General features: G+C 67.0%; 23 protein-coding genes. 7 read left to right on the top strand and 16 right to left on the bottom strand.

The features are described from left to right. The first annotated feature begins 81 nt into the window (after positions 1-81). The 6 genes from IWX78_RS09535 (at position 82) to IWX78_RS09510 (ending at position 4,505) form a co-directional block, all read left to right on the top strand. Positions 82-957: a spermidine synthase gene (locus IWX78_RS09535; protein WP_196833310.1), complete on the top strand. Its 876-nt coding sequence runs from the start codon at positions 82-84 to the stop codon at positions 955-957. Between the two features lies 1 nt (position 958). Beyond that, on the top strand, positions 959-2,110 hold the full coding sequence (locus IWX78_RS09530) for a PQQ-dependent sugar dehydrogenase (protein WP_196833309.1): 1,152 nt from the start codon (positions 959-961) through the stop codon (positions 2,108-2,110). A 126-nt stretch (positions 2,111-2,236) separates the two neighbouring features. After that, complete coding sequence (locus tag IWX78_RS09525) at positions 2,237-2,761, top strand: hypothetical protein (protein WP_334684672.1); 525 nt, start codon at positions 2,237-2,239, stop codon at positions 2,759-2,761. Positions 2,762-2,803: 42 nt separating this feature from the next. Further along, positions 2,804-3,298 (top strand): SprT-like domain-containing protein, encoded by a 495-nt coding sequence (locus IWX78_RS09520; RefSeq protein WP_196833308.1) that lies wholly within the window; start codon positions 2,804-2,806, stop codon positions 3,296-3,298. Further along, positions 3,295-3,816 carry a DUF1697 domain-containing protein gene (locus IWX78_RS09515; protein WP_196833307.1) on the top strand — a complete coding sequence of 174 codons (522 nt, stop codon included), beginning with the start codon at positions 3,295-3,297 and terminating at the stop codon, positions 3,814-3,816. Before IWX78_RS09520 ends, IWX78_RS09515 begins: the two co-directional genes overlap by 4 nt. Before the next feature lie 53 nt (positions 3,817-3,869). After that, complete coding sequence (locus tag IWX78_RS09510) at positions 3,870-4,505, top strand: CGNR zinc finger domain-containing protein (RefSeq protein WP_196833306.1); 636 nt, start codon at positions 3,870-3,872, stop codon at positions 4,503-4,505. 46 nt (positions 4,506-4,551) lie between these two features. On the opposite strand, the gene IWX78_RS09505 is transcribed toward IWX78_RS09510, so the two are convergent. The 3 genes from IWX78_RS09505 to IWX78_RS09495 are packed head-to-tail and all read right to left on the bottom strand — an operon-like array spanning position 4,552 to position 5,966. After that, positions 4,552-4,854 (bottom strand): DUF427 domain-containing protein, encoded by a 303-nt coding sequence (locus tag IWX78_RS09505; protein ID WP_196833305.1) that lies wholly within the window; start codon positions 4,852-4,854, stop codon positions 4,552-4,554. Between the two features lie 38 nt (positions 4,855-4,892). Beyond that, positions 4,893-5,459, bottom strand: a complete 567-nt coding sequence (locus IWX78_RS09500; protein WP_196833304.1) for a 2-phosphosulfolactate phosphatase — start codon at positions 5,457-5,459, stop codon at positions 4,893-4,895. 42 nt (positions 5,460-5,501) lie between these two features. Further along, positions 5,502-5,966, bottom strand: a complete 465-nt coding sequence (locus IWX78_RS09495; RefSeq protein WP_334684671.1) for an EVE domain-containing protein — start codon at positions 5,964-5,966, stop codon at positions 5,502-5,504. A 137-nt stretch (positions 5,967-6,103) separates the two neighbouring features. Between IWX78_RS09495 and IWX78_RS09490 the strand changes: the two genes are divergently transcribed. Next, positions 6,104-6,643, top strand: coding sequence for a hypothetical protein (locus IWX78_RS09490; RefSeq protein ID WP_334684670.1), 540 nt, complete (start codon positions 6,104-6,106; stop codon positions 6,641-6,643). 232 nt (positions 6,644-6,875) lie between these two features. On the opposite strand, the gene IWX78_RS09485 is transcribed toward IWX78_RS09490, so the two are convergent. The 13 genes from IWX78_RS09485 to IWX78_RS09425 form a co-directional block, all read right to left on the bottom strand. Beyond that, the gene (locus tag IWX78_RS09485; RefSeq protein ID WP_196833303.1) at positions 6,876-8,369 is read right to left on the bottom strand and encodes an aldehyde dehydrogenase (NADP(+)); all 1,494 of its coding nucleotides are present in this window, start codon (positions 8,367-8,369) and stop codon (positions 6,876-6,878) included. A gap of 10 nt (positions 8,370-8,379) precedes the next feature. After that, positions 8,380-9,381, bottom strand: a complete 1,002-nt coding sequence (locus IWX78_RS09480; protein WP_196833302.1) for a proline racemase family protein — start codon at positions 9,379-9,381, stop codon at positions 8,380-8,382. A gap of 27 nt (positions 9,382-9,408) precedes the next feature. Beyond that, on the bottom strand, positions 9,409-10,326 hold the full coding sequence (locus IWX78_RS09475; RefSeq protein WP_196833301.1) for a dihydrodipicolinate synthase family protein: 918 nt from the start codon (positions 10,324-10,326) through the stop codon (positions 9,409-9,411). Positions 10,327-10,385: 59 nt separating this feature from the next. Next, on the bottom strand, positions 10,386-11,822 hold the full coding sequence (locus IWX78_RS09470) for an FAD-dependent oxidoreductase (RefSeq protein ID WP_196833300.1): 1,437 nt from the start codon (positions 11,820-11,822) through the stop codon (positions 10,386-10,388). Further along, positions 11,819-12,142, bottom strand: coding sequence for a (2Fe-2S)-binding protein (locus tag IWX78_RS09465; protein WP_196833299.1), 324 nt, complete (start codon positions 12,140-12,142; stop codon positions 11,819-11,821). The genes IWX78_RS09470 and IWX78_RS09465 overlap by 4 nt, the downstream gene beginning before the upstream one ends. Continuing rightward, positions 12,139-13,329, bottom strand: coding sequence for an NAD(P)/FAD-dependent oxidoreductase (locus IWX78_RS09460; RefSeq protein ID WP_196833298.1), 1,191 nt, complete (start codon positions 13,327-13,329; stop codon positions 12,139-12,141). Before IWX78_RS09460 ends, IWX78_RS09465 begins: the two co-directional genes overlap by 4 nt. A 75-nt stretch (positions 13,330-13,404) precedes the next feature. After that, positions 13,405-14,091, bottom strand: a complete 687-nt coding sequence (locus IWX78_RS09455) for a GntR family transcriptional regulator (protein ID WP_196833297.1) — start codon at positions 14,089-14,091, stop codon at positions 13,405-13,407. Positions 14,092-14,100: 9 nt separating this feature from the next. Next, complete coding sequence (locus tag IWX78_RS09450) at positions 14,101-15,576, bottom strand: aminopeptidase P family protein (protein WP_334684669.1); 1,476 nt, start codon at positions 15,574-15,576, stop codon at positions 14,101-14,103. Then, on the bottom strand, positions 15,573-16,868 hold the full coding sequence (locus tag IWX78_RS09445; protein ID WP_196833296.1) for an alpha/beta fold hydrolase: 1,296 nt from the start codon (positions 16,866-16,868) through the stop codon (positions 15,573-15,575). Before IWX78_RS09445 ends, IWX78_RS09450 begins: the two co-directional genes overlap by 4 nt. Next, entirely contained in the window at positions 16,865-17,716 is an 852-nt protein-coding gene (locus IWX78_RS09440) for an ATP-binding cassette domain-containing protein (RefSeq protein WP_196833295.1), read from the bottom strand. Before IWX78_RS09440 ends, IWX78_RS09445 begins: the two co-directional genes overlap by 4 nt. Then, positions 17,713-18,543 (bottom strand): ABC transporter ATP-binding protein, encoded by an 831-nt coding sequence (locus IWX78_RS09435; protein ID WP_334684668.1) that lies wholly within the window; start codon positions 18,541-18,543, stop codon positions 17,713-17,715. The genes IWX78_RS09440 and IWX78_RS09435 overlap by 4 nt, the downstream gene beginning before the upstream one ends. Next, positions 18,540-19,535, bottom strand: coding sequence for an ABC transporter permease (locus IWX78_RS09430; RefSeq protein ID WP_196833294.1), 996 nt, complete (start codon positions 19,533-19,535; stop codon positions 18,540-18,542). Before IWX78_RS09430 ends, IWX78_RS09435 begins: the two co-directional genes overlap by 4 nt. Next, on the bottom strand, positions 19,535-20,491 hold the full coding sequence (locus IWX78_RS09425; protein WP_196833293.1) for an ABC transporter permease: 957 nt from the start codon (positions 20,489-20,491) through the stop codon (positions 19,535-19,537). Before IWX78_RS09425 ends, IWX78_RS09430 begins: the two co-directional genes overlap by 1 nt. Position 20,492 lies beyond the last annotated feature (1 nt).

Below are 20,492 nucleotides of genomic sequence, written 5' to 3'. Positions count from 1 at the left end.
TCGCGCACGATCAGGCCCGTTCGACCCGTTCACTCCGCAGATCCCACGATTCTCCGACGGTGGCGCAGGTAGGCTCGACGCATGGCGCAGAGAGACACCGACAACCCCAGCATCCGACTGGCGTCGAGCGGTCACACCGCCGTGATCGAAGCAGACCGGTTCGTTCCAGGCAGCTTCCAGCTCGTGGTCGACGGAACACCGCAGTCCCACGTGAACCTCGATGACCCGACGAGCCTGTTCTTCGAATACATCCAGCGCATCGGCCACGTGATCGACGAGGTGAGGGCGCCGGGCGAACCCATCACCGCTGTGCACCTCGGAGCCGGTGCGCTCACCCTCCCTCGCTACGTCGACGCGACGAGGCCGGGCAGCAGGCAGCAGGTCGTCGAGCTCGAGCAGGATCTCGTCGACTTCGTGCGCGAACACCTCCCCTGGTCGAAACGCGCGGCGATCCGTGTGCGCTACGGCGATGCACGCGAGGTTCTCGGGCGCCTGCCCGGCGGTCTCACCGGAAGCGTGGACCTCGTGGTCGTCGACATCTTCTCGGGCGCGCGCACTCCCGCCCACGTCACGAGCATCGAGTTCTACCGCGAGGTGGCCGCTCTGCTCAAACCCGACGGCATCCTCGTCGTGAACGTGGCAGACGGCCCGGGGCTCGGCTATGCACGCGGCCAGGCCGCGACGATCAGCGAGGCCGTCGGCCATGTGGCGCTGCTCGCCGAGACCCAGATCCTCAAAGGACGCCGCTTCGGCAATGTGGTCGTCGTCGGGTCGAACACCGAACTGCCGATGGACTTCATCCCCCGCCTCTTGGCCGGCGGCCCGCATCCAGCGAAGGCTGTAGCCGGTGAGGAACTGCGCCAGTTCATCTCGGGAGCACAGGTCGTCACCGACACGACAGCGGTGCCGTCGCCGCCGCCAGCGCAGAGCATCTTCCAGGTCCGCGGGGGGCGCTGAGATGCGCCGGCTCCCGCTCGTCGCCATCACCACCGCCGCCCTCCTCCTGGCCGGGTGCACGGCATCCGAGCCCCTTCCTCAGCGCCCGCCGGCGCCCGAGACGCCGGCCCCCGCCCCGACAGGCGCCCCTCCCGTCTACCCGACCGGGGAGTCGACCGTCCTGGCCACCGGATTGGACGCACCCTGGTCGATCCTGCGGCTCGGCGACAGCACCCTGCTCAGCTACCGTGACACGGGGCAGATCATGGAACTCACCCCGTCGGGCGACCTCCGCGAAGCCGGGATCGTCTCCGGGGTCAGCGCAGGAGGCGAGGGCGGGCTCCTCGGACTCGCCGCCCGGACGCAGGACGAACAGCACTGGATCTACGCCTACCTCACCACCGACGACGACAACCGCATCGTCCGGATGCCGCTGACCGGCTCCCCCGGCAGCCTCGGCCTCGGCGACCAGGAGGTCGTTCTCGATGGGCTGGCGAAGGCGGGCAACCACAACGGCGGGCGGATCGCCTTCGGCCCGGACGGGATGCTGTATGCCACGGTCGGCGACGCCGGAAACGCCGACGCGGCGCAGGACCCCGATTCCCTCAGTGGCAAGATCCTTCGGCTGACCCCGACCGGCGACGTGCCTCAGGACAACCCGTTCGAGGGCTCACCCGTCTTCTCTCTCGGTCACCGCAACCCGCAGGGGCTGGCGTGGGATGCCGACGGCCGGCTCTGGGCGAGCGAATTCGGCCAGAACACCTGGGACGAGCTCAACCTCATCGAGCCAGGGCAGAACTACGGTTGGCCGGTCGTCGAAGGCCAGGCCGGCAACAGCGACTTCGTCGACCCGGAGTACCAGTGGTCGACGGACGAAGCCAGCCCGAGCGGACTGACCGTCGTCGACAACACACTCTTCATGGCGGCACTCCGCGGCGAGCGACTCTGGGGGATGCTCGACGGCATCCACGTTCCTGAGGGCAGTCAGGGACTCGAGGGTGCCGTCACGGCATCCGCCTACTTCGAGGGCGAGTTCGGCCGGATCCGCGATGTTGCGCCGGGGCCGGACGGCACCCTGTGGCTGATCACGAACAACACCGACGGCAGGGGCAGCCCCGGTGAGGGCGATGACCGGCTGATCGAACTGACCCTCGCGCCTCTCGTCGAAGGCTGACACCACCGGGTACGGAGATTGTGAGTGCGTCTGGCGACAGGCGCACGACGGTGACCCCTGCACGGGGATGCGCGGGTTAAAGTCAGAGAGAACCCGGGTCGAACACCTCCCGGACTTCGGACACCGTTGGAGTACACCCTGAGCATCATCCTTGGCTACGACGCCTCAACCCTGCGTGAGAAGGTCGACCTCAAAGCTGTTGGGGACCGACTGAGTGAGCTCGGCGACATGCGCAGTCTCAGCGCCCTCTGCGAGAAGGCCTGGCTGCTCAAGGTCGCCGGGCAGCTCGACGAGGCCCTCGAAGTCGCCAACCAGTGTGTGCGGCTTGCCCGGTTCACCGGCGACCGCAAGGGTCTGATGCAGCCACGGATGCTTCGCGCCCAGGTGCTGCAGTTCCGCGGGGCGTACGACGAAGCGTTGCACGAGCTGTCGTCTCTCATCAACGAGGCACACACCCACGACTGGACTCTGCTCGAGGCGTTGGCCCTCCAGCACCGCGGCAAGGTGTACTTCGACCAGCAGGATTACCCGCTGGCCCTCGCCGACTTCACCGCCGCCGTCAGGCTTCGGACCGACCTGGGCGCGTCAGACGATCAGCTCGAATCGGCCCTCATCGCGGTCGCTGTCACGGAGTCATTCGTCGGCCGATGAGCCGGGAGAGCGAATGTCAGCCGCGCGCGCTACCGTAATGGCATGTCCGATCTGGTGAGAGTACGGCTGTGGGCCGACTCGCTGATTAAGCTGCATCTGGACCCGACCGTGTGGTCGTTCGGGTTCGACAATGCCAAACGTCGGGCCGGGCTCTGCAACTTCACCACGAAGCGCATCACGGTCTCGCGGTACCTCGCGTCGCGTTTCGACGATGATGAGATCCATCAGATCCTGCTCCACGAGGTCGCCCACGCACTGGCGGGTCCGCGCGCCGGCCACGGTCAGGCGTGGAAGCGGATCGCCGCCGACCTCGGCTACGAGGGTTCCCGCGTGCACCATGGCGAGACGGCGGACGAACTGGCGCCGTGGGTCGGTTCCTGCCCCAACGGGCACACCCTGTATCGATACCGCCAGCCCAAGCATCACACCTCATGCGGTGTCTGCTCCCGCCGGTTCGACCCGACGTTCGCGATCAGCTGGCAGCATCGGGTGATCACCCCGGCCATGCGACAGCGCGCGGCCGCACAGGCGTCATGACCGGCTCCCTCCGCATCGCGCTCCTCCGCGGTGTGAACGTCGGAGGCATCACCGTGAAGTCGGCCCAGCTCGCCGAGGTGTTCCGCGGTCTGGGTTTCGACGAGGTTCGCACCGTTCTCGCGAGCGGTAACGTACTTTTCGCCGGCCAAGGCGGCCCTTCCGAGCAGACGGCAACCATCGAGAAGGGCCTCTCTGACGCGTTCGGGTACCAGGCCAGGGTGATCGTCACCGACCAGGCCGCGGTCGACGCCATCGTTGCCGCTTATCCGTTCGACGAAGTCGACGACCGCCAGCCGTACGTGATATTCGCGCAGACAGCCGACGACCTCCCGACTCTCGTCGACCTCGCCGGCGACCTCGATCCTGAGATCGAACGGGTTCGGGCGGGCGACGGCGTGCTCTACTGGGAGGTTCGTAAGGGGATGTCGACAGACAGCGCCTTCTCGAAGCGCACCGCAAGGACTCCAGGCATCCTGACGACCACCAGAAACCTGCGCACCCTCCGCAAGCTGCTCTGAACTCTCTTCCTGCTCCGAGCTCGTCCCCCGAGTGGCCCGCATATATTGGAAGCATGCACCAACCGCCCACGGAACCCGCCACCGGGCAATGGTTCACCTGGCCGGAAGGCACCCGCTGGTGGTTCGACCCGAGCTCGCTGGCCCTGGACTTCGCCTACACCGGCCCGCTGGCTGCTCTGGGTGGCGGCCACGACGGGCCCCGGGAGACATTGCGCTCACCGGCAGATCTCACAGCCTGGCTCTCGGAGCGACTTCCGGCCAGCGAGGCCACCGAACGCGACCTGGCCGATGCCCTCCGACTGCGCGGATCGATCGGACGCCTGGCGCTCGCCGCCGAGTCGAGGGACGAGCCGAGCGCCGGTGACATCGACCTGCTCAACCTGTACGCCGCTACCCCGGACATGCCGCCTCGACTCGCCGGCGGCTCGCTGCAGGCCGGGCGCACGGCGGCCCGTGCTTCTCAGGCGCTGTCGACCCTGGCCCGGGATGCCGTCGCGTTGTTCTCCGGCGAAACTCCCGGCCACATCCGTCGCTGCGATGCCGACGATTGCGGGCTGATCTACCTCGACACCGCCCGGGCTGGCACGCGCCGCTGGTGCTCGATGCAGCGCTGCGGCAACCGCAACAAGGTGCGAGCCCACCGGGCCAGGGCAGCACGCGGACCGGTCGCAGGAGGCCCTGCGCTCTGACCTACTCTCCGGCCGGCTACTCGCTGATCGGCTACTTTTCGATCGGCTACTCGCTGATCGAAACCGAACGGTCGAATGCCACATAGCCGGAATAGTCCTGACCCACCCGGCCGAACGACGCCGGGTACGGCACCGGGTAGCTCCAGGCGAGATCCTTCTGAGATTCGCCGCCGCTGGTGACCGTCCAGTACTGCGCTTCACCTTTCCACCCGCAGGTGTACGCGGTCGGGCTTTCGGTGAAGAGGTCACTGGCGATGCTCGACGGCGGGAAGTACCAGTTGCCCTCGATCTTCACGAGGTCAGTCGTGGGGGCATCTGCCAGGACGGTGTCGTTGTGAATGGCTTTCATGCCTGCACCCTATGTGGCGTGGCTGACAACCCGCAGAGTCAGGAGCGCAATACGCGGGCGTCGTCCGCTGAGTCGATCCGCGCGGCTGCGACGACCTGGTCGCGTTCGCCTGCGCCGATCAGAGCCTGTCCGCCGACGGATGCCGTGAAGAGGTGCCCGACGGCGTTGCGGAGATTCGCGAACGCGCCGCACGCGACGGCTGCTTCCGGGGAGGTGAAGTCGATCCCGAGGGTGATGAGCGCGTCGATCACCGACCCGGCCGCGAGGATGTCCGGTGCGGCGAATCCGTTCTCACCGGCGGCGATCACCGCGATCGAGATGCGACGGCCGAGCCGGACCTGGTGCTCGAGAATCCAGCGAGCCGCGGCGCTCCGGTCGGTGAGGTCCGCGACGAGGACCGCCCCGGCCTGGGAGCGCGCTTCGACGGTGTTCTCGGCGATCGCCGGTGCAGCATCACCGAGTGCGAGAGCATCCACCCACACGACGACGTCGACGGTTCCGATCCGGTGAAGGGCACCACTGCCGGTGTCGAATCGGACCTGGTACTTGCTTTGGGCCTGCGGAATCGTGGTGACGGCATCCGCTGTGTTCTCGGGATCGGGCATTGGAACAGCTTAATCGCGGCGGGAGCCGGTGTCGGTGCTCTGTTACGGCCAGCGTCGCTCTTCCGGGTATCGCCGGTCGTCCGGGGTGGGGCGCTGCATGGACTGCCGGACGATCTCGAAGTCATGGCGCGAGATCTCGAGGAGCCCCGCGCGGAGTTGATAACCCCAGTTCGGCGCGTTCCTGGTGAGTTCGAGTGCGCCGAGCAGCGGGCGAATCGGGGCGGACTCGGCTGTCGGATCCCAGTCGACGCGACGGCGCCACGGTCGCCAGTCGAGGGACACCGCCTGGTAGACCCGGGCGTCCGCGACCCGGCCGACCGCGGTGAACGAGCGGAGCACGTCGCCGTCCGGGTGCTCGGTTCGCGGCGAATAGCAGACCACCCCGTCTGACTCCCCCATCCGGTCGAGTCCGGCACGAGCACCGTGGCTCACCTGCACGATCCCGAGGTCGACGGCGCTGCGCACGTGGTCGCGTGACGACACCACCAGCCAGTATCGAATCGCCATGCCTCCTGTCTAGCGCATGTGGCGTTCGGAACTTCGCAGCATCGGCCGCACACCGCGACCGGAGTCCGTCCCGGTGAAATCGGTGCGAATCTCCACCGTTGCACGCGCCGCTCGCTGAAGAGGATCAGACTGGGAGCATGCGCGTGCAACTCAAACTGATCCTCGACTGCGAGCCCGACGACGCCTGGCGGGCGCTTCGTTCCCCGACAGTCCTCCGCGAACTGTACGCACCACTGCTCGAACTCGACCCGGGCGGCCCCGTGCCGACGCTCTGGGAACCGGGCTCGATGGACGTCACCGTGCGCGGAGCCGGAGTCGTGCCGGTCGGCCGCCAGCGCATCGATCTCGACTTCGACGTCAAACGGATGCCGGGGGTCCGGATCCTCGTCGACTCCGGCCGTCCGCTCACCGGGCCGCTGAGTCTCCTCGAGGGCTGGAGGCACCAGATGGCGGTCGCACCCGCTCCCGGCGACCCCGCGAAGACGCTCTATCGTGACCGTCTCGACTTCGGTGGCGCAGCCGCCCTGCCGATGTGGATGCCGATGTGGTCGATGTGGCAGTGGCGCGGCATCCGCCTGACTCAGATGGCACCGAACTGGGCGTTCGAGCCTGTGCAGCAGGAGTCCGAGCAGCAGGAGTCCGAGCACCCCGACGCCGACGTGCTTCCCGCTCCCTGACGGCCGGCCGCTCCCTGACGGCACACCCCTCTTCCGCGCACCCCTCTACAAATTCAGGAGTTTCTGGCGACACGCCGCGATGGGAGCGCTCCCGCACGGCGTGTCGCGCCTGATCTCCTGAATTTGGAGCAAAGGCCTGAGTGTGGAGCAAGCTCCTCGAGCGTGTCAGCCGAGCGCCTGAAAGTGGGAAGTCGGAGCGCGCGCCGGTCGCCCTGGCAGCGCTGCCGAGAGGTCAGCGCGCGTTCTCACCCCAGGTAGGAGATTCGCCTGCTGCCGCCACTCGCTGGGGCACGTCCCACGGGTTGGAGTTGCGCAGAGGTTCAGGGAGCAAGCGGTCCGGCGCGCCCTGGTACGCGACGGGACGAAGGAAGCGCGCGATCGCCGCCGACCCGACCGAGGTGCCCGAGTCGTTCGTCGTTGCCGGCCACGGGCCGCCGTGCTGCATCGCCGGAGTCACAGCGACGCCGGTGGGCCAGCCTCCGAAGAGCACCCGGCCAGCCAGGCGGGTCGTCGCCTCCACGAGGTTCGCGACAGCACTGCTCTCTTCAGCGTCACCGATGTGGATGGTCGCCGTGAGGCTGCCGTCGAACAGCGACTCGGCCGCCGCCGCGAGATCGGTGCCGGTTCCGTACTCGACCAGAATCGACAGCGGACCGAAGGACTCGTCGAGCAGGGTGTCTCCCGCCTTTTCGAGCTCGGACAGTCCGACCGAGACGATGGTCGGGGTCACCCAGCCCTGTCCGTCGTCGTCGACTCGGACGGTGCCCTCTGCGACGATCCGCACTCCGGCTGTACTCAGGATCGCGTCCCGCCGTTCGACGTATCCCGCCGTGATCCTCGGGTTCAGCAAGCGATGCTCGGCGACGTCCGCCACGGCGGCGGCGATGGGCGCATCGAGGTCGTGGCCGATCGGAACGAACACGAAGCCGGGTTTGGTGCAGAGCTGACCGGCGGAACCCGCGACGCTCGTGGCGAAACCTGACGCAATGTCAGCGCCTCGCTCGGTGATCGCATCGACAGTGACGAACACCGGGTTGACGCTCCCGAGCTCCCCGAAGAACGGAATCGGCGCGTCCCGGCCGGTGGCGATGTCGGCGAGGATCCGCCCCGCACGCAGGGAGCCGGTGAACGACCCAGCCGCGATGAGCGGATGCCCCAGAAGTTCGACCCCTGCTTCTTCACCCTCGACGAGCTGGAAGACACCGTCGGGCATTCCCGCACCTGCGAGAGCCTCCGCGACGACATCCGCCGTCCTGGCCGAGAGTCGCGGATGGCCCGGGTGCGCTTTGACGATCACCGGGCATCCGGCAGCCAGCGCTGACGCCGTGTCGCCACCGGCAACAGAGAACGCGAACGGAAAATTGCTCGCCGCGAAGTTGAGGACGGGGCCGAGCGGGATGAGATACCGCCGGATGTCGGGACGCGCGCCGAGCACGAAGCCCGCGTCTGCGGCGTCGATCCGCACGTCGAGGTACCCGCCGTCGACGATCGTCTCGGCGAAGAGACGCAACTGGACTGCCGTGCGGGTGAGTTCGCCGGTGAGTCGCGCGACGGCAAGACCGGTTTCGTCCGCTCCGATGGCGATGAGTTCGTCTGCATGGTCGAGCAACGCGTCTGCGACCGCGACGAGCGCATCGGCCCGGTCGCGGGGTGACGTGCGCGCGAACGCGGCAGCGGAGTCCGCCGCGCGCGATGCGACGACGTCGAGGGTGCTGATGGATGTCATGCTGCTGCTCCTAGAACTGGAAACCGGTGGGGAACGGATCTGCCGGGTCGAGCAGGTACTGCCCGATCCCGGTCACCCAGGCCCTGCCGGTGATGGTGGGGATGACGGCGGGAATCCCGCCGACCTCCGTTTCGGCGATGAGCCGGCCGACGAACCGGCTTCCGATGAACGACTCATTGGTGAAGTCCTGGCCGAGCGGCAACTCGCCGCGTGCCCAGAGCTCTGCCATGCGGGCGGATGTTCCGGTTCCGCACGGCGACCGGTCGAACCAGCCCGGGTAGATGGCCATCGCGTGGCGCGACAGGACAGCATCCGAACCGGGGGCGATGAACTCGACGTGGTGCACGTGGTCGACGCCGTCGATCGTCGGATGCCGCGGTGGGGCCGTGCTGTTGATGGCCGCCATGATCGCGAGCCCCGCTTCGATGATCTCGGTCTGCCGCTCGCGCTCGAATGGCAGACCCACGGAATCGAGATCGACCATGGCGTAGAAGTTGCCGCCGAACGCAAGGCTGTACGGGACGACCCCGATCCCGGGCACCTCGACCGTGTCGTCGAGTCTCACCACGTAGCTCGGCACGTTCTCGATCGTCACCGATTCGGCATGACCGTCGACGACAGCAACCCGTGCGATCACCAGTCCGGCCGGGGTGTCGAGGCGGATCGTCGTCACAGGCTCCTGGACCTCGACCATGCCGGTCTCGACCAGGACCGTCGCGACGCCGATCGTTCCGTGTCCGCACATCGGCAGACATCCGGAGACTTCGATGTACACGACCCCGAAATCGGCGTCGTCCCGCGTCGACGGTTGCAGGATGGCGCCGCTCATCGCGGCGTGCCCTCTCGGTTCGTTCATGAGCAGCAGACGGATGTCATCGAGCTGCTCCATGAAATGCAGTCGCTTCTCGTTCATCGTTGCGCCGGGAATCACGCCGACGCCGCCCGTGATGACGCGTGTCGGCATCCCCTCGGTGTGGGAATCGACCGCGGTGAACATCCGTGTGCTTCTCATCGGTCTCCTTCGTCGGCGTTGTCGATCTCAGCGGCTCGCGATGTAGTCGAGCGCCTTCTGGGTGTCACGACGGACAGCCGCCTCATGCTCGGCGCTCAGCGGGCCGCGCGGCGGGCGGGTGACCCCACCGTAGCTCTGCCCGGCGATATCGATCGACAGCTTGATGGCCTGCACGAACTCCGTCTTCGAATCCCAACGGAACACGGCGACGAGGTTGCGGTACAGCTCGAGCGCTTCCGCGATCCGACCGGTGGTGACGAGCGTGTAGATCTCGACGGCTTCACGTGGGAACGCGTTCGGGTATCCGGCGAACCAGCCGGTCGCCCCGGCGACGAGCGACTCGAAGAGCAGGTCGTCTGCCCCGGCGATCACGTCGATGTCCGCTGCCTCCTGGATTTCGAGGACGCGGCGGATGTCGGTGGAGAACTCTTTCACGGCGACGACGTTCTCGAGCTCGGCCAGTTTGCCGATGAGGCTCGGGGTGAGGTCGACCTTCGTGTCGATGGGGTTGTTGTACATCATGATCGGCAGCCCGACCTCGTTCACGGCGCTGTAGTGCGCGAGAACCTCGGATTCGTTGGCGCGGTAGATGGTGGGCGGCAGAAGGAGGACCCCGTCGGCCCCGTCCTCTGCGGCGAGCTCAGCCCAGTGCTTCGCCTGGTGCCAGCCGACCCCGTGCACTCCGGCGACGACGAGTCCGCGGTCTCCAACGGTCTCGACGGCGACCTGGATCACCTTTCGGCGCTCCTCATCCGTCAGCGAGGAGTATTCACCCAGCGAACCGTTGGGTCCGACGCCGCGGCATCCGTTCTCGATCAAAAAGTTGCAGTGCTCGGCGAACTTGTCGTAGTCGACAGCGAGCCCTGCCGGGGCCGACGCATCTTCCTTGAAGGCGAGCGTGGTCGCGACGACAACACCGCCGAGATCGAATTTCTTGTCTGACATGGGGTCCTTTCGAGGAGGTCGAGGAGAGTGAGGAAAATCGAGGAGTCGAGTTGCGGAATTCAGAGGGAGTCGGTCGGGATGGCTGCTGTGGCGTCGTGCGCCCTGGCCAGGTCACCGAGCCGTACCGGCGCGGCGATCGGCCGCCGGTCGGTGGAGACCCGGTCGATGAGCCCGCCGGGTGCTGAACGGCCGGCGAGATCTTCGAGGGTTCGCCCGCACATCCGCCCCTGGCAGATACCGAGCCCGGCGCGGGTGGTGAGCTTGACCGAACGCAGCCCGACGGCGCACGTGGCCTCGGTCGTCGTGCGGATCGTCTCGTATGAGACGTCTTCGCAGCGGCAGATCGTCGTGTCGTTTTTCAGCCAGGCGGTCCAGCCTCGGCGGATGCCGTGGGCGCGCTCCAGACGGGCGGCGAAGTCGACGTAGACCGCACGCTTCTTTTCGTGTCGGGCGACGGTCGGGTCGGTCGGTGACCCGCCTGCCGCGCAATGCCCGGCGAGCGTCCCCTCGGCGAGCGCTGCGTCGACCCCGCCGATGCCGGTGATTTCCCCCGCAGCGAACACCGTGGGTACGGTCGACCGCTGCGCTGCATCCACGGTGACGAACCGGTCGGCCGAGATGTTGCAGCCGGCGGCGATCGCCAGTTCGAGGCGCGGCGTGAACCCGTGGCTCACACAGACGGCGTCGGCGCGGATCCGCCGTTCGGTTCCCGGGATGGGCGACCAGTCGGCATTCACCCGGGCGACCGTGACGGACTCCACGCGGTCGGTGCCGTGCGCGGCGACGACCGCGTGGCCGGTACGGTACGGGATGCGGTGGTGCAGGTGCGAGAGCAGATATCCGGCCAGCTCGCCGGTCTTCCCGGCGACTCCCATGAGTTTGTGTGGCTGAGGAAGCCAGCCCGCCATCAGGCCGCGAACCCTGCTGGCCTCGAAGACGCCGACGACGCGTGCACCGGTCTGCGCGAGTGCTGCGGCGACGGGAAGCAGGAAGGGGCCGGCCCCTGCGACGACGACCCGCCGTCCGACTGCGACCCGTTCCCCCTTTGCGAGGGCCTGCGCCGCGCCGGCGGAGAAGACGCCGGGCAGTTGCCAGCCCGGGAACGGCAGGGTCCTGTCGTGTGCACCGGTGGCGAGCACCAGCGCGTCCGGGGTGAGGATCAGTTGGCTACGGTCTGTGCCGTCGGGCTCCCCGACGAGAACGTGCACGACCGGGGAGTCGTTCGCATCTCTTTCGATGGCCCAGACCTGCGCGCTGGTGACGATGTCACAGCCCGGGTCGGCCTCGAGGGCCTCCCGCAGCTCCAGGAACGTGCTCCAGCCGTGGTGCAGCAGCGACTCCCGCTCGGCGGGGCGCTCGGCAGGCAGGTGCCGCCAGTACTGTCCCCCGACCTCGTCCGAAGAATCGAGGAGCGTGACGGCTGCCTGGCGGGCGCGAGCCGCGCGGGCTGCGGCCAGACCGGCAGGTCCGGCCCCGATGATCACGACGGATGTCACTCGGTCACCTCCGGCAGCGGATCGTGCTGGCTGATGACCTGGTCACCGTCGCGGGCGCGACGCTGGCAGGCCCGAACATCACGGATGCCGTTGACCTCGACGATGCAGTCGAAGCAGACACCGATCCCGCAGAAAACCCCGCGTGGCGACCCGTCGGAGGACGTCTTCCGCCAGGCGAGCCGCCCGGAGCCGAGTAGCACGCCGGCGATGGTCTGGCCGGCGAGCCCGTCCACGGTCTTCCCGTCGACGGAGATGCTGAGGGCGTCGCTCGCTGCCGGACGGATGCCGTCTTCCGAGCGCGGAAACAGGCCGGGGCTCATGCCGGCACGTCCTCGGCGAGATACCGCGCGAGCGTCGGCCGGTCCAGACGGAACGGAGCAGCGTCAAGAGCGGGTTTCGTGCCGGTCATCTGGGCGGCGATGATCTCCGCGGTTGCGAGCGAGAGGCCGATGCCCGCTCCTTCATGCCCGGATGCGTGCCACAGCCCTTCGACGCGGTGGTCGCGTCCGATCACCGGGAGGTGGTCGGGCATGTACGGGCGGAATCCGCCGTAGCTGCGCATCAGGCTGGCCTCGGCAAGGAAGGGGAACAGACGCAGGGCTTTCGCCGCGAGTTCCTGCAGGACCCTTACCTGGAGCCGATCGTCGAAACCCACCTGCTGCCGACTCGACCCGATGAGGACGGTTCCTGATGCCGTCGACTCGACGACGCTCGACGTCTGCAGGTCGGCGTCGCTCGACGACACGGCACCGACGTAGTCGCCGTCGTAGACCTTGTGGAAGATCCGGTGGGTCATCCGTGTGGTGACGAGGACCATCCCGCGGCGGGGAAGGATCGGCACTGCGGCACCCAGAGAACGCGACACCTCACCCGACCACGGCCCGGCGGCGACGAGAACAGCGGCGGCGGAAATGTCGCCGGCGTCCGTACGCACCCCGACGATGTCGCCTGCCCCGTTCCGGACGGCACCGGTGACGCGGATTCCGGTGCGCACGTCGGCGCCGGCCAGTCGAGCCGAGGCGAGCAGGGCCTCTGTCGCGATGACGGGCTGAACCTGCGCGTCCTCCGGGTAGAAGATCGCTGCGGTGATGGTGTCGCTGATCGACGGCTCCAGCTCACGCGCCTCGGCGATGTCGAGCATTCGTGCGTCGACACCGACCTCCCGCTGGGTCTCGGCGAAAGCGATGAGCGGTGCGGCGCCGGTGTCGGTGGTCGCAACGACGAGCCCGCCCTTGCGGTCGAATTCGATGGAGGGAAAATTCGCGCCCAGTTCGTTCGACAGCTCGTCGGCTGTTCCGGGCCAGAGCGACGAGGCGTGTTGGGCCAGTGCGAGTTCCGCGCCCGGGCCTTTGTCGGAAACAAGGATGTTTCCCTCGCCGTGGGAGCTGGTGCCACCGGCCCCTGCACCCTGGTCGAGGACGAGGACCCGCAGTCCGGAGCGGGCGAGGAGACGCGCGCAGGCGGCGCCGACGATTCCGGCCCCCACGATCACGACGTCACTGGTCACATCCGCCCTTTCCTGCCGTCAGTCTATCAGTAATATGTCACACATTTCCAACGAGCCCTCGGCGCGAACAGCCGTTCAGGCGTCGTCGCCCTCGGCCTCCGGCTTTCCGGACCACCAGCCAAGTGCGTGGTGGATGTGGCGGTGCATCAGCTGACGGGCAGCAGACGAATCCCCGGCAGCGAGGTAGCCGAGAAGTTCGCGATGTTCGGCGGCAGAGTCCTCGAGGTGGCGCGATTCAAGCATGGCCACCAGACCGACCAGCCGGGTCCTCGACCGCAGGTCGGCCACCGTCTGGGTGAGGAGGTTGTTGCCCAGCAGCGCCGTCAGCTTGAGATGGAACTCCACGTCGGCTTCCAGGTAGCCCTGGAGGTCACCGGTCTTCGCACCGGCGATGATGTCGTCGGCGAGGAGTTCGAACTCCGGAAGCACGTCGCCCGGGAACCGTTTGGCGAGCTCCTCCATGGCCGGCGGTTCGAGGAGCTGACGCACCTCGACGATCTCCTGCAGCACCGTGTCGCTGACGGCGGTGACCCGGAATCCCTTGTTCCTGACCGGCTCAACGAAGCCGCGCTTCTCCAGGTCGAGCATCGCCTCACGAACCGGCGTGGCTGAGACATCGAACTGGGTGGCGAGGGTGGGGACGGTCAGCAGCGTTCCTGGTGCCAGTTCGCCCGAGATGATGGCAGACGACAGCATCCGTTCGACGTGTGCCCGAAGGCTCGCGGGCTGAACCACTTTGTGAATCGCCGAAATATTCGTCATTCGCCTGACCTACATCCGTCGTGTGCCGTCGTGCTGGTCGAGCATCCATTGCTCGAGCCCTGGTGCGTCAATGGGCATGGCGTCCGAAATGACCTCTGACCCCCTAGATGTCACAACGATATCGTCCTCGATGCGCACGCCGATGCCGCGCAACTCCGGCGGGACGGTTTCATCGAATGCGTGGAAGTAGAGCCCCGGCTCCACGGTCAGAACCATGCCGGGAGCCATCGTGGCGCCCTGGTAAGCCTCGTAGCGCGACTGGGCACAATCGTGGACGTCGAGTCCGAGATGGTGGCCGATCCCGCAGACGAGATAGCGACGGTGATGCTGCCCGGCCGGGCTCAGCGCTTCGTCGACGGAAACCGGCAGGAGCCCCCAGTCGGAGAGCCCGGATGCGATGACCTCCATGGACGCGTGGTGGAAGTCGGTGAAGCTACGGCCGGGGCGCACGGCCGCGAGCCCTGCCCGATGGGAACGCTCGACGAGGTCGTGCGCCTCACGTTGTGCCGGGCTGAATGTACCGGAAACAGGGAAGGTCCTCGTGACGTCCGCCGTGTAGAAGGCCCGGGTTTCGACACCCATATCGAGCAGAAGGAGATCGCCCGGCGTTACCGGTCCGTCGCAGCGCACCCAGTGCAGCGTCGGTGCGTGCGCGCCGCTGCCGATGATCGTGGAGTACCCGGGTCCATTACCCAGGGTCCTGGCATGACGGTCGAAGGTGCCCTGAAGCCAGCGCTCGCCGCCACCGGAGACGGCGGCCGGTATCTCCCGGAGAACGCTCGCGAAGCCGCTGACAGTGGCATCGACCGCTCGGCGCAGTTCGGCGATCTCCCAGTCGTCCTTGATCATGCGGAGTTCGGCGAGGGTCTGACGGAGCATGGCCGAGACGGCAATGGACTCGGGAAGCGAAACTGCGGAATGGCCGGCGGCGAGAACGGTGCCTGCCCTGGCGACGCCGGCGGGGAGGGCGTCGAGCGGCCTGACGTCGAGCCCGAGCGCCACGGACCAGTCGGAGAAGCCGGGGGCCGATCCCACCCACAGTTCGCCGTGCGCCGCATCGGCGAAGAACCCGGTTTCGCCCGGGTACGCCGGCGACGGGATGTACAGGGTCGCGTCGTGGCCGGCGCCGGACGGGGTGAGCAGAATGACGGCGCCTTCGACGTCGCAGGCCGTCAGCCAGAAGAAATCGCTGTCTGGCCGGAATCCGTAGAACGAGTCGTTGCTCCGCACGGGGGCGCGACCGGCTGAGACGAGCATCGCACGTCCGGGGAACTCCGCGCTCAACCTCTCGCGGTGCGATGCAGCGGCGTCGGCTGCGCCTGGCTCCACGGGAGCGGTGCGGTCGGGAGTGCCCCAGCCGGTTCCCATGAACTCGGCGAACGCTGGCACCTCCGTCAGGCGTGGAAGTCGCGGGTCAGGACTCGCCGGCCTGGGCATGGATGTCGTGCCCGTCGCTGGCGCGTTCGACGTCTCGATGTTCGTCATGTGAGCAGTTCTCCTCCGCGCTGGGCGACAAGTTCGGTGAGTCGTTCGAAGACCCGGTCCGCTCCGATGCCGTCGTGTTCGTATTCGTTCGTGACCCAGGCCTGGACGTTGCCGACGCCTGAGGCCGTTTCGAGTTGCAGGTGTGCATCCACGTACATGTCGTCGTAGTACACGGCGGCCGCGACAGGAACCTCGTTCGCGGCGAGGGCCGTGAGGTCGTAGAGCGCGCTCCATTCCTCGCGATGGGCGAGCTCGTCGACCGCCCCACGGAACGGCCGGAGGGCGCGGATCTCGTCGAACATCCACGGGTACATCATCTCCCCCGTGAACAGGAGCGGCCTGGCCTCCTCGGCGAATTGGGGCTGGGCATCCCTGGCCCGTTGTGCGGCCCAGTTCGTCGCACCGGTCGTGTCCGACGCGTAGATGCTCTCCTGCATCACAGCGAAAAGCGGGTTGTCGGAGTACGACGACCGGGTGAGGACCTGAGAGAGGAAGGTGTCGCTGAGTTCCCCGTTCCCGGCGAATGCCTCATCCACCAGCCAGTGCATGCGCTCGTAACCGGGCTTCATGCCGAAGTCGATCCCGAGGCTCTGGAAGCGACGCACCGTAAGAACGTCACCGTCCGGCAACCGCACATCCCCGGCGGCAAGCCGCTCGGCGATCCGGGCGACCTGGGCGACGTCGTGGGGGTATCTGGCGGAGAACTCCCGGTTCTTCGCTTCGGTGCGGGGGTAAGTGCGTGCGTACACCTCGGCGGCGTCGGGGCGGATGCCGGCAAGTCCGCCGGTGACGTAACACGCGCTGAGTCCGTATGGAGCGATCGAGAGATAGCTGAGGGTGAGGAAGCCGCCGTAGCTCTGCCCCAGCGTCGCCCAGCGCTTGCCGCCGAACACCGTGGTGCGCAGGTGCTCGGCGTCGCGCACGATCGAGTCAGCTCGAAAGCGGGTGAGGTACTCGGCCGCGGCGTGGTCTCCGCCGATGTCGCCGATCAGACGGCCGTCGATGCGCGAGCTTCGACCGGTTCCTCGCTGATCGAGCAGCACGACCCGGTGAGTTTTCAGGGCCTGTCTGATCCAGCCGGATGCTTCGGTCGGGCGCGGCCCCTTCCCTCCCGGGCCTCCCTGGAGGTAGACGATGACGGGAAGATCCTCACCCGAGCGGGTCGGGTCGACGATCTCCCGCGCGAAAACGGTGATGGTCGGTGTTGATGCGTCCGTGAACCAGTCCAGGGGCACGTCCACCTCGTGGTCGTGGATGCGCATGCCGGGGATCGTGTAGCTCGCTGTGATCATCGTTCGTGTCCTTCCGCGAGCCCTGCAGCGATCCTCTGTCGTTCCCACTCTGGATTGATCTGGGGGACGGCGGCAAGCAGCTGCCGAGTGTATTCGTGTTGCGGAGCGTCGAAGATCTGTTCCCTGCTGCCCTGCTCGACGATCCGGCCCTGGTTCATCACGGCGACGCTCTCGGCGATCTGGCGTACGACGGCGAGGTCGTGGGCGATGAAAATGTAGCTCAGACCAAGATCCCTCTGGAGTTCACGGAGAAGGTTGATGACGCGCGCCTGCACCGAGACGTCCAGGGCGGAGACTGCTTCATCGCACACCACGAGCTTCGGCCCGACGGCGAGCGCCCTCGCGATACCGATCCGCTGGGCCTGGCCGCCGGAGAACTGCGCCGGATATCTGGCGGAATGGTCGGGGTTGAGGCCGACCCGCTCGAGCAGTTCCCTGACCAGCGTCCGGTTACCCTGCGGGGCGGTGATGCCCTGGTAGTCGAGCGGCGCGGTGATGATGCGCTCGATCGTGTGTTTCGGGTTGAGCGATGAGAACGGGTCCTGAAAGACGACCTGCACGTTGTTCCGGAACGACGCGAGCTGTTTGCCTCTGGCCGCCGTCACGTCTTCCCCTTCGAACTGCAGGCTGCCGCTCGTCATGTCGAGCAACTTGGCCGCGATGCGGGCAGTGGTCGATTTTCCACTCCCGGACTCCCCGACGACCGCGAGCATCGTGCCCGCTGTCACATCGAAGCTGACGCCGTCGACGGCCATGAAACGGTTCTTGCGGGAACCGAACGCGCCGTTCCCTGGTGTGACGTATTCCTTGGTGAGGTTCCTCGCGGAGAACAGGACGTCGCCGGTCATCGGCTGGCCCCTTTCAGGTCATCGAACGGATCGTCGATTCGCGGAACCGCGTCGAGCAACGCACGGGTGTACGCGGCTCGCGGCGCCGAGAAGATCTGCTGCGCCGTGCCCGATTCGACCTGGCATCCGTCTTTCAGGACGAGCACGTTCTCGGCGACCTGGCTGACGACGGCGAGGTCGTGGGTGATGAAGACCATTCCTGACCCCGACTGTTCCTTGAGCTCGGCGAGCAGTTCGAGGATCTGCGCCTGGACCGTGACGTCCAGGGCGGTGGTCGGCTCATCCGCGATGAGCAGTTCCGGCTGAAGGCAGAGTGCCATGGCGATCATGATCCGCTGCCGCATCCCGCCGGAGAACTGATGAGGGTAGTGGTCGACTCGTCTGGCTGGTTCCTTGATCTTCACCCGGTCGAGTGCCTCGATCGCGACGGCACGCGCCGCTCGTCGCGACCCGCCGCGATGAGCTCGATATACCTCCTCGATCTGCAACCCGACGGTGTAGTACGGGTTGAGGGACGAGAGCGGATCCTGGAAGACCATGGCCATCTTCTCGCCACGGACCCGCCGTAGTTCCCTGTCGGAGAGACCGAGTAGTTCCGTTCCGCCGAGCCGGATGCTTCCCGTCGCCGTGCATGAGTCGGGGAGGAGTCCCATGATGGCCAGCGACGTCATCGACTTGCCTGAACCGGACTCGCCGACGATCCCGAGCGTCGAGTGCGGATCGAGGGTGAAACTCAGATTGTTGACGATCTCGGTGGGACCGTCACTCGTGGCAGCCGTGATGGTCAGGTCCGTCACCTCGAGAAGAGGCGTCATTGTGTCTGTCATGTCGATTTGATCCTCACTCGCGGGTCGAGCACGGTGTACAGGATGTCGACGACCACGTTGCCGACGACCACGAAGAGTGCGGCGAGCAGGGTGACACCCATGATCACAGGTTGGTCGTTCTTGCCGATCGAGTCGGCTGCCAGCTTGCCCACGCCGTTGAGTCCGAACACCGTCTCGGTGATCAGCGCACCGCCGAGAAGACCGGCGAAGTCCATTCCGAAGAGTGTCACGATCGGGGTCAATGACGGACGCAGTGCGTGTCGTCGGAGGATGAGCGGAGCTGCCAGCCCCTTGGCCCTGGCCGTTCTCATGAAGTTTTCGTCGAGAGTGTCGAGCACGTTCGCCCGCACCATGCGCGCGTACATCGATGCGTAGCCGAAGGCCAGCACCATCCAGGGCATCAGGTACGACTGGAACCAGGCGACCGGGTCGTCTCCGAAGGCCACCGCCCGCGGGAACGGAAGGATCTGCAGTTGGACGACGAGGACGTACTGCAGGAGGAGGGCGACGAAGTAGTTGGGAAGGCTGATGCCGCCGAGCGCCACCATCATCGCGCCCTTGTCCCACCAGGTCCCCTGCTTCACCGCAGACAGCAGGCCACCGGCGATGCCGACGAGCAGCCAGAGCACAGCGGCGCCGACGGCCACCGTCACGCTGACCGGCAGGCGGGCGGTGATCATGTCTGTGACGGATTCGTTGGTCTGAAAGCTGAAACCGAGGCATGGCGCCGCACAGGCGATCGCGCCTGCGCCGTCGCCGTAGCTGCGCCCGATGACGATGCCCTGAAGGAACTGCCAGTACTGCGCCCAGAACGGCTGGTCCAAGCCGAGTTGGGAACGAATCTGGTCGATCCGGTCGGGCGTGCAGGTCTTGCCGCAGATCTGAACGGCAGGGTCAGGCGACAAGAGGAAGAAGATCGCGTAGGTGAAGAGGCTGATGAGCACGAGGATGCCGGCGGCGGCGAGGATGCGGCGCGCGAGGTAGCTGACCATCAGGCGATGTCCCGTCCGTCGAGTGCTTTCTTCAGGTGATCCCCGAGCACGGTGAACGAGAGGACCGTGAGAAAGAGGAACGTGCCCGGAATGAGGAAGAACATGGGGTCGACGGCGTACCAGCCGACAGCCGACGCGATCATCTGGCCCCACGACGGAGTCGGTGGGGTCACACCGACTCCGAGGAAGGACAGCCCGGCCTCTGTGCCGATGTAGCCGGGGATCGCGAGCGTTGCAAGAACGATGATGGTGCCGCGGAGGTTGGGGAGCACTTCACGGAAAACGATCCGGACGCTGCTCGCGCCGCTGGCCCTGGCCGCTTCGACGAACTCGCGGTTACGAAGCGACATTGTCTGTCCTCTGATCACCCGTGCCGTGTATGGCCAGCCGAAGATACTGAGGACAAGCACGAGGAGAACGGGCCGGTTGCCGGCGGGCAGCGCGGAGAGAAGGGCGATCATGAAGATCAGAGCCGGGAACGCCATCAGGAAATCCATGACGCGTGAGATGAGCTGATCGACCCAGCCGCCGAAGAAACCCGCGAGCATGCCGAGGATGACCCCTGTGACGATGGTGACCAGCGTTGCCGAGATCGCGATGAGCATCGACACCCGCGCGCCGTGCGCCACGCGTGAGAACAGGTCGCGTCCGTTCTGCGGCTCCACACCGAACCAGTGCTCGGCGCTGATGCCGCCGAGGGTTCCGTTCGGGATTCCGCCGAGGTCGGTGTTGATCGCTGACGGGTCGAAATCGTACGGCCCCCAGCCGGTGATCAGCGTGTGGATCGGCGCGAAGATCGCGAGGAGCGCGACGAAGACGATGAATGCAGCGCTGAGCAGCACAGCGGGAGACCTGCGGAGGGTGGAGATGACGCGGCGGGCTGGGGTGGGGGCGCCCTGTTGAGGCGCCCCCACCGTGTCAACCTCGACGGTCAGTTCACTGGGAACCGTCGACATC

Source organism: Mycetocola sp. CAN_C7 (genome assembly GCF_015752285.1).
In the GTDB taxonomy this organism is placed as follows: domain Bacteria; phylum Actinomycetota; class Actinomycetes; order Actinomycetales; family Microbacteriaceae; genus Mycetocola_A.
Note: the sequence above shows the minus strand (reverse complement) of the source record. Positions and strands in the feature narration are given on the sequence as shown.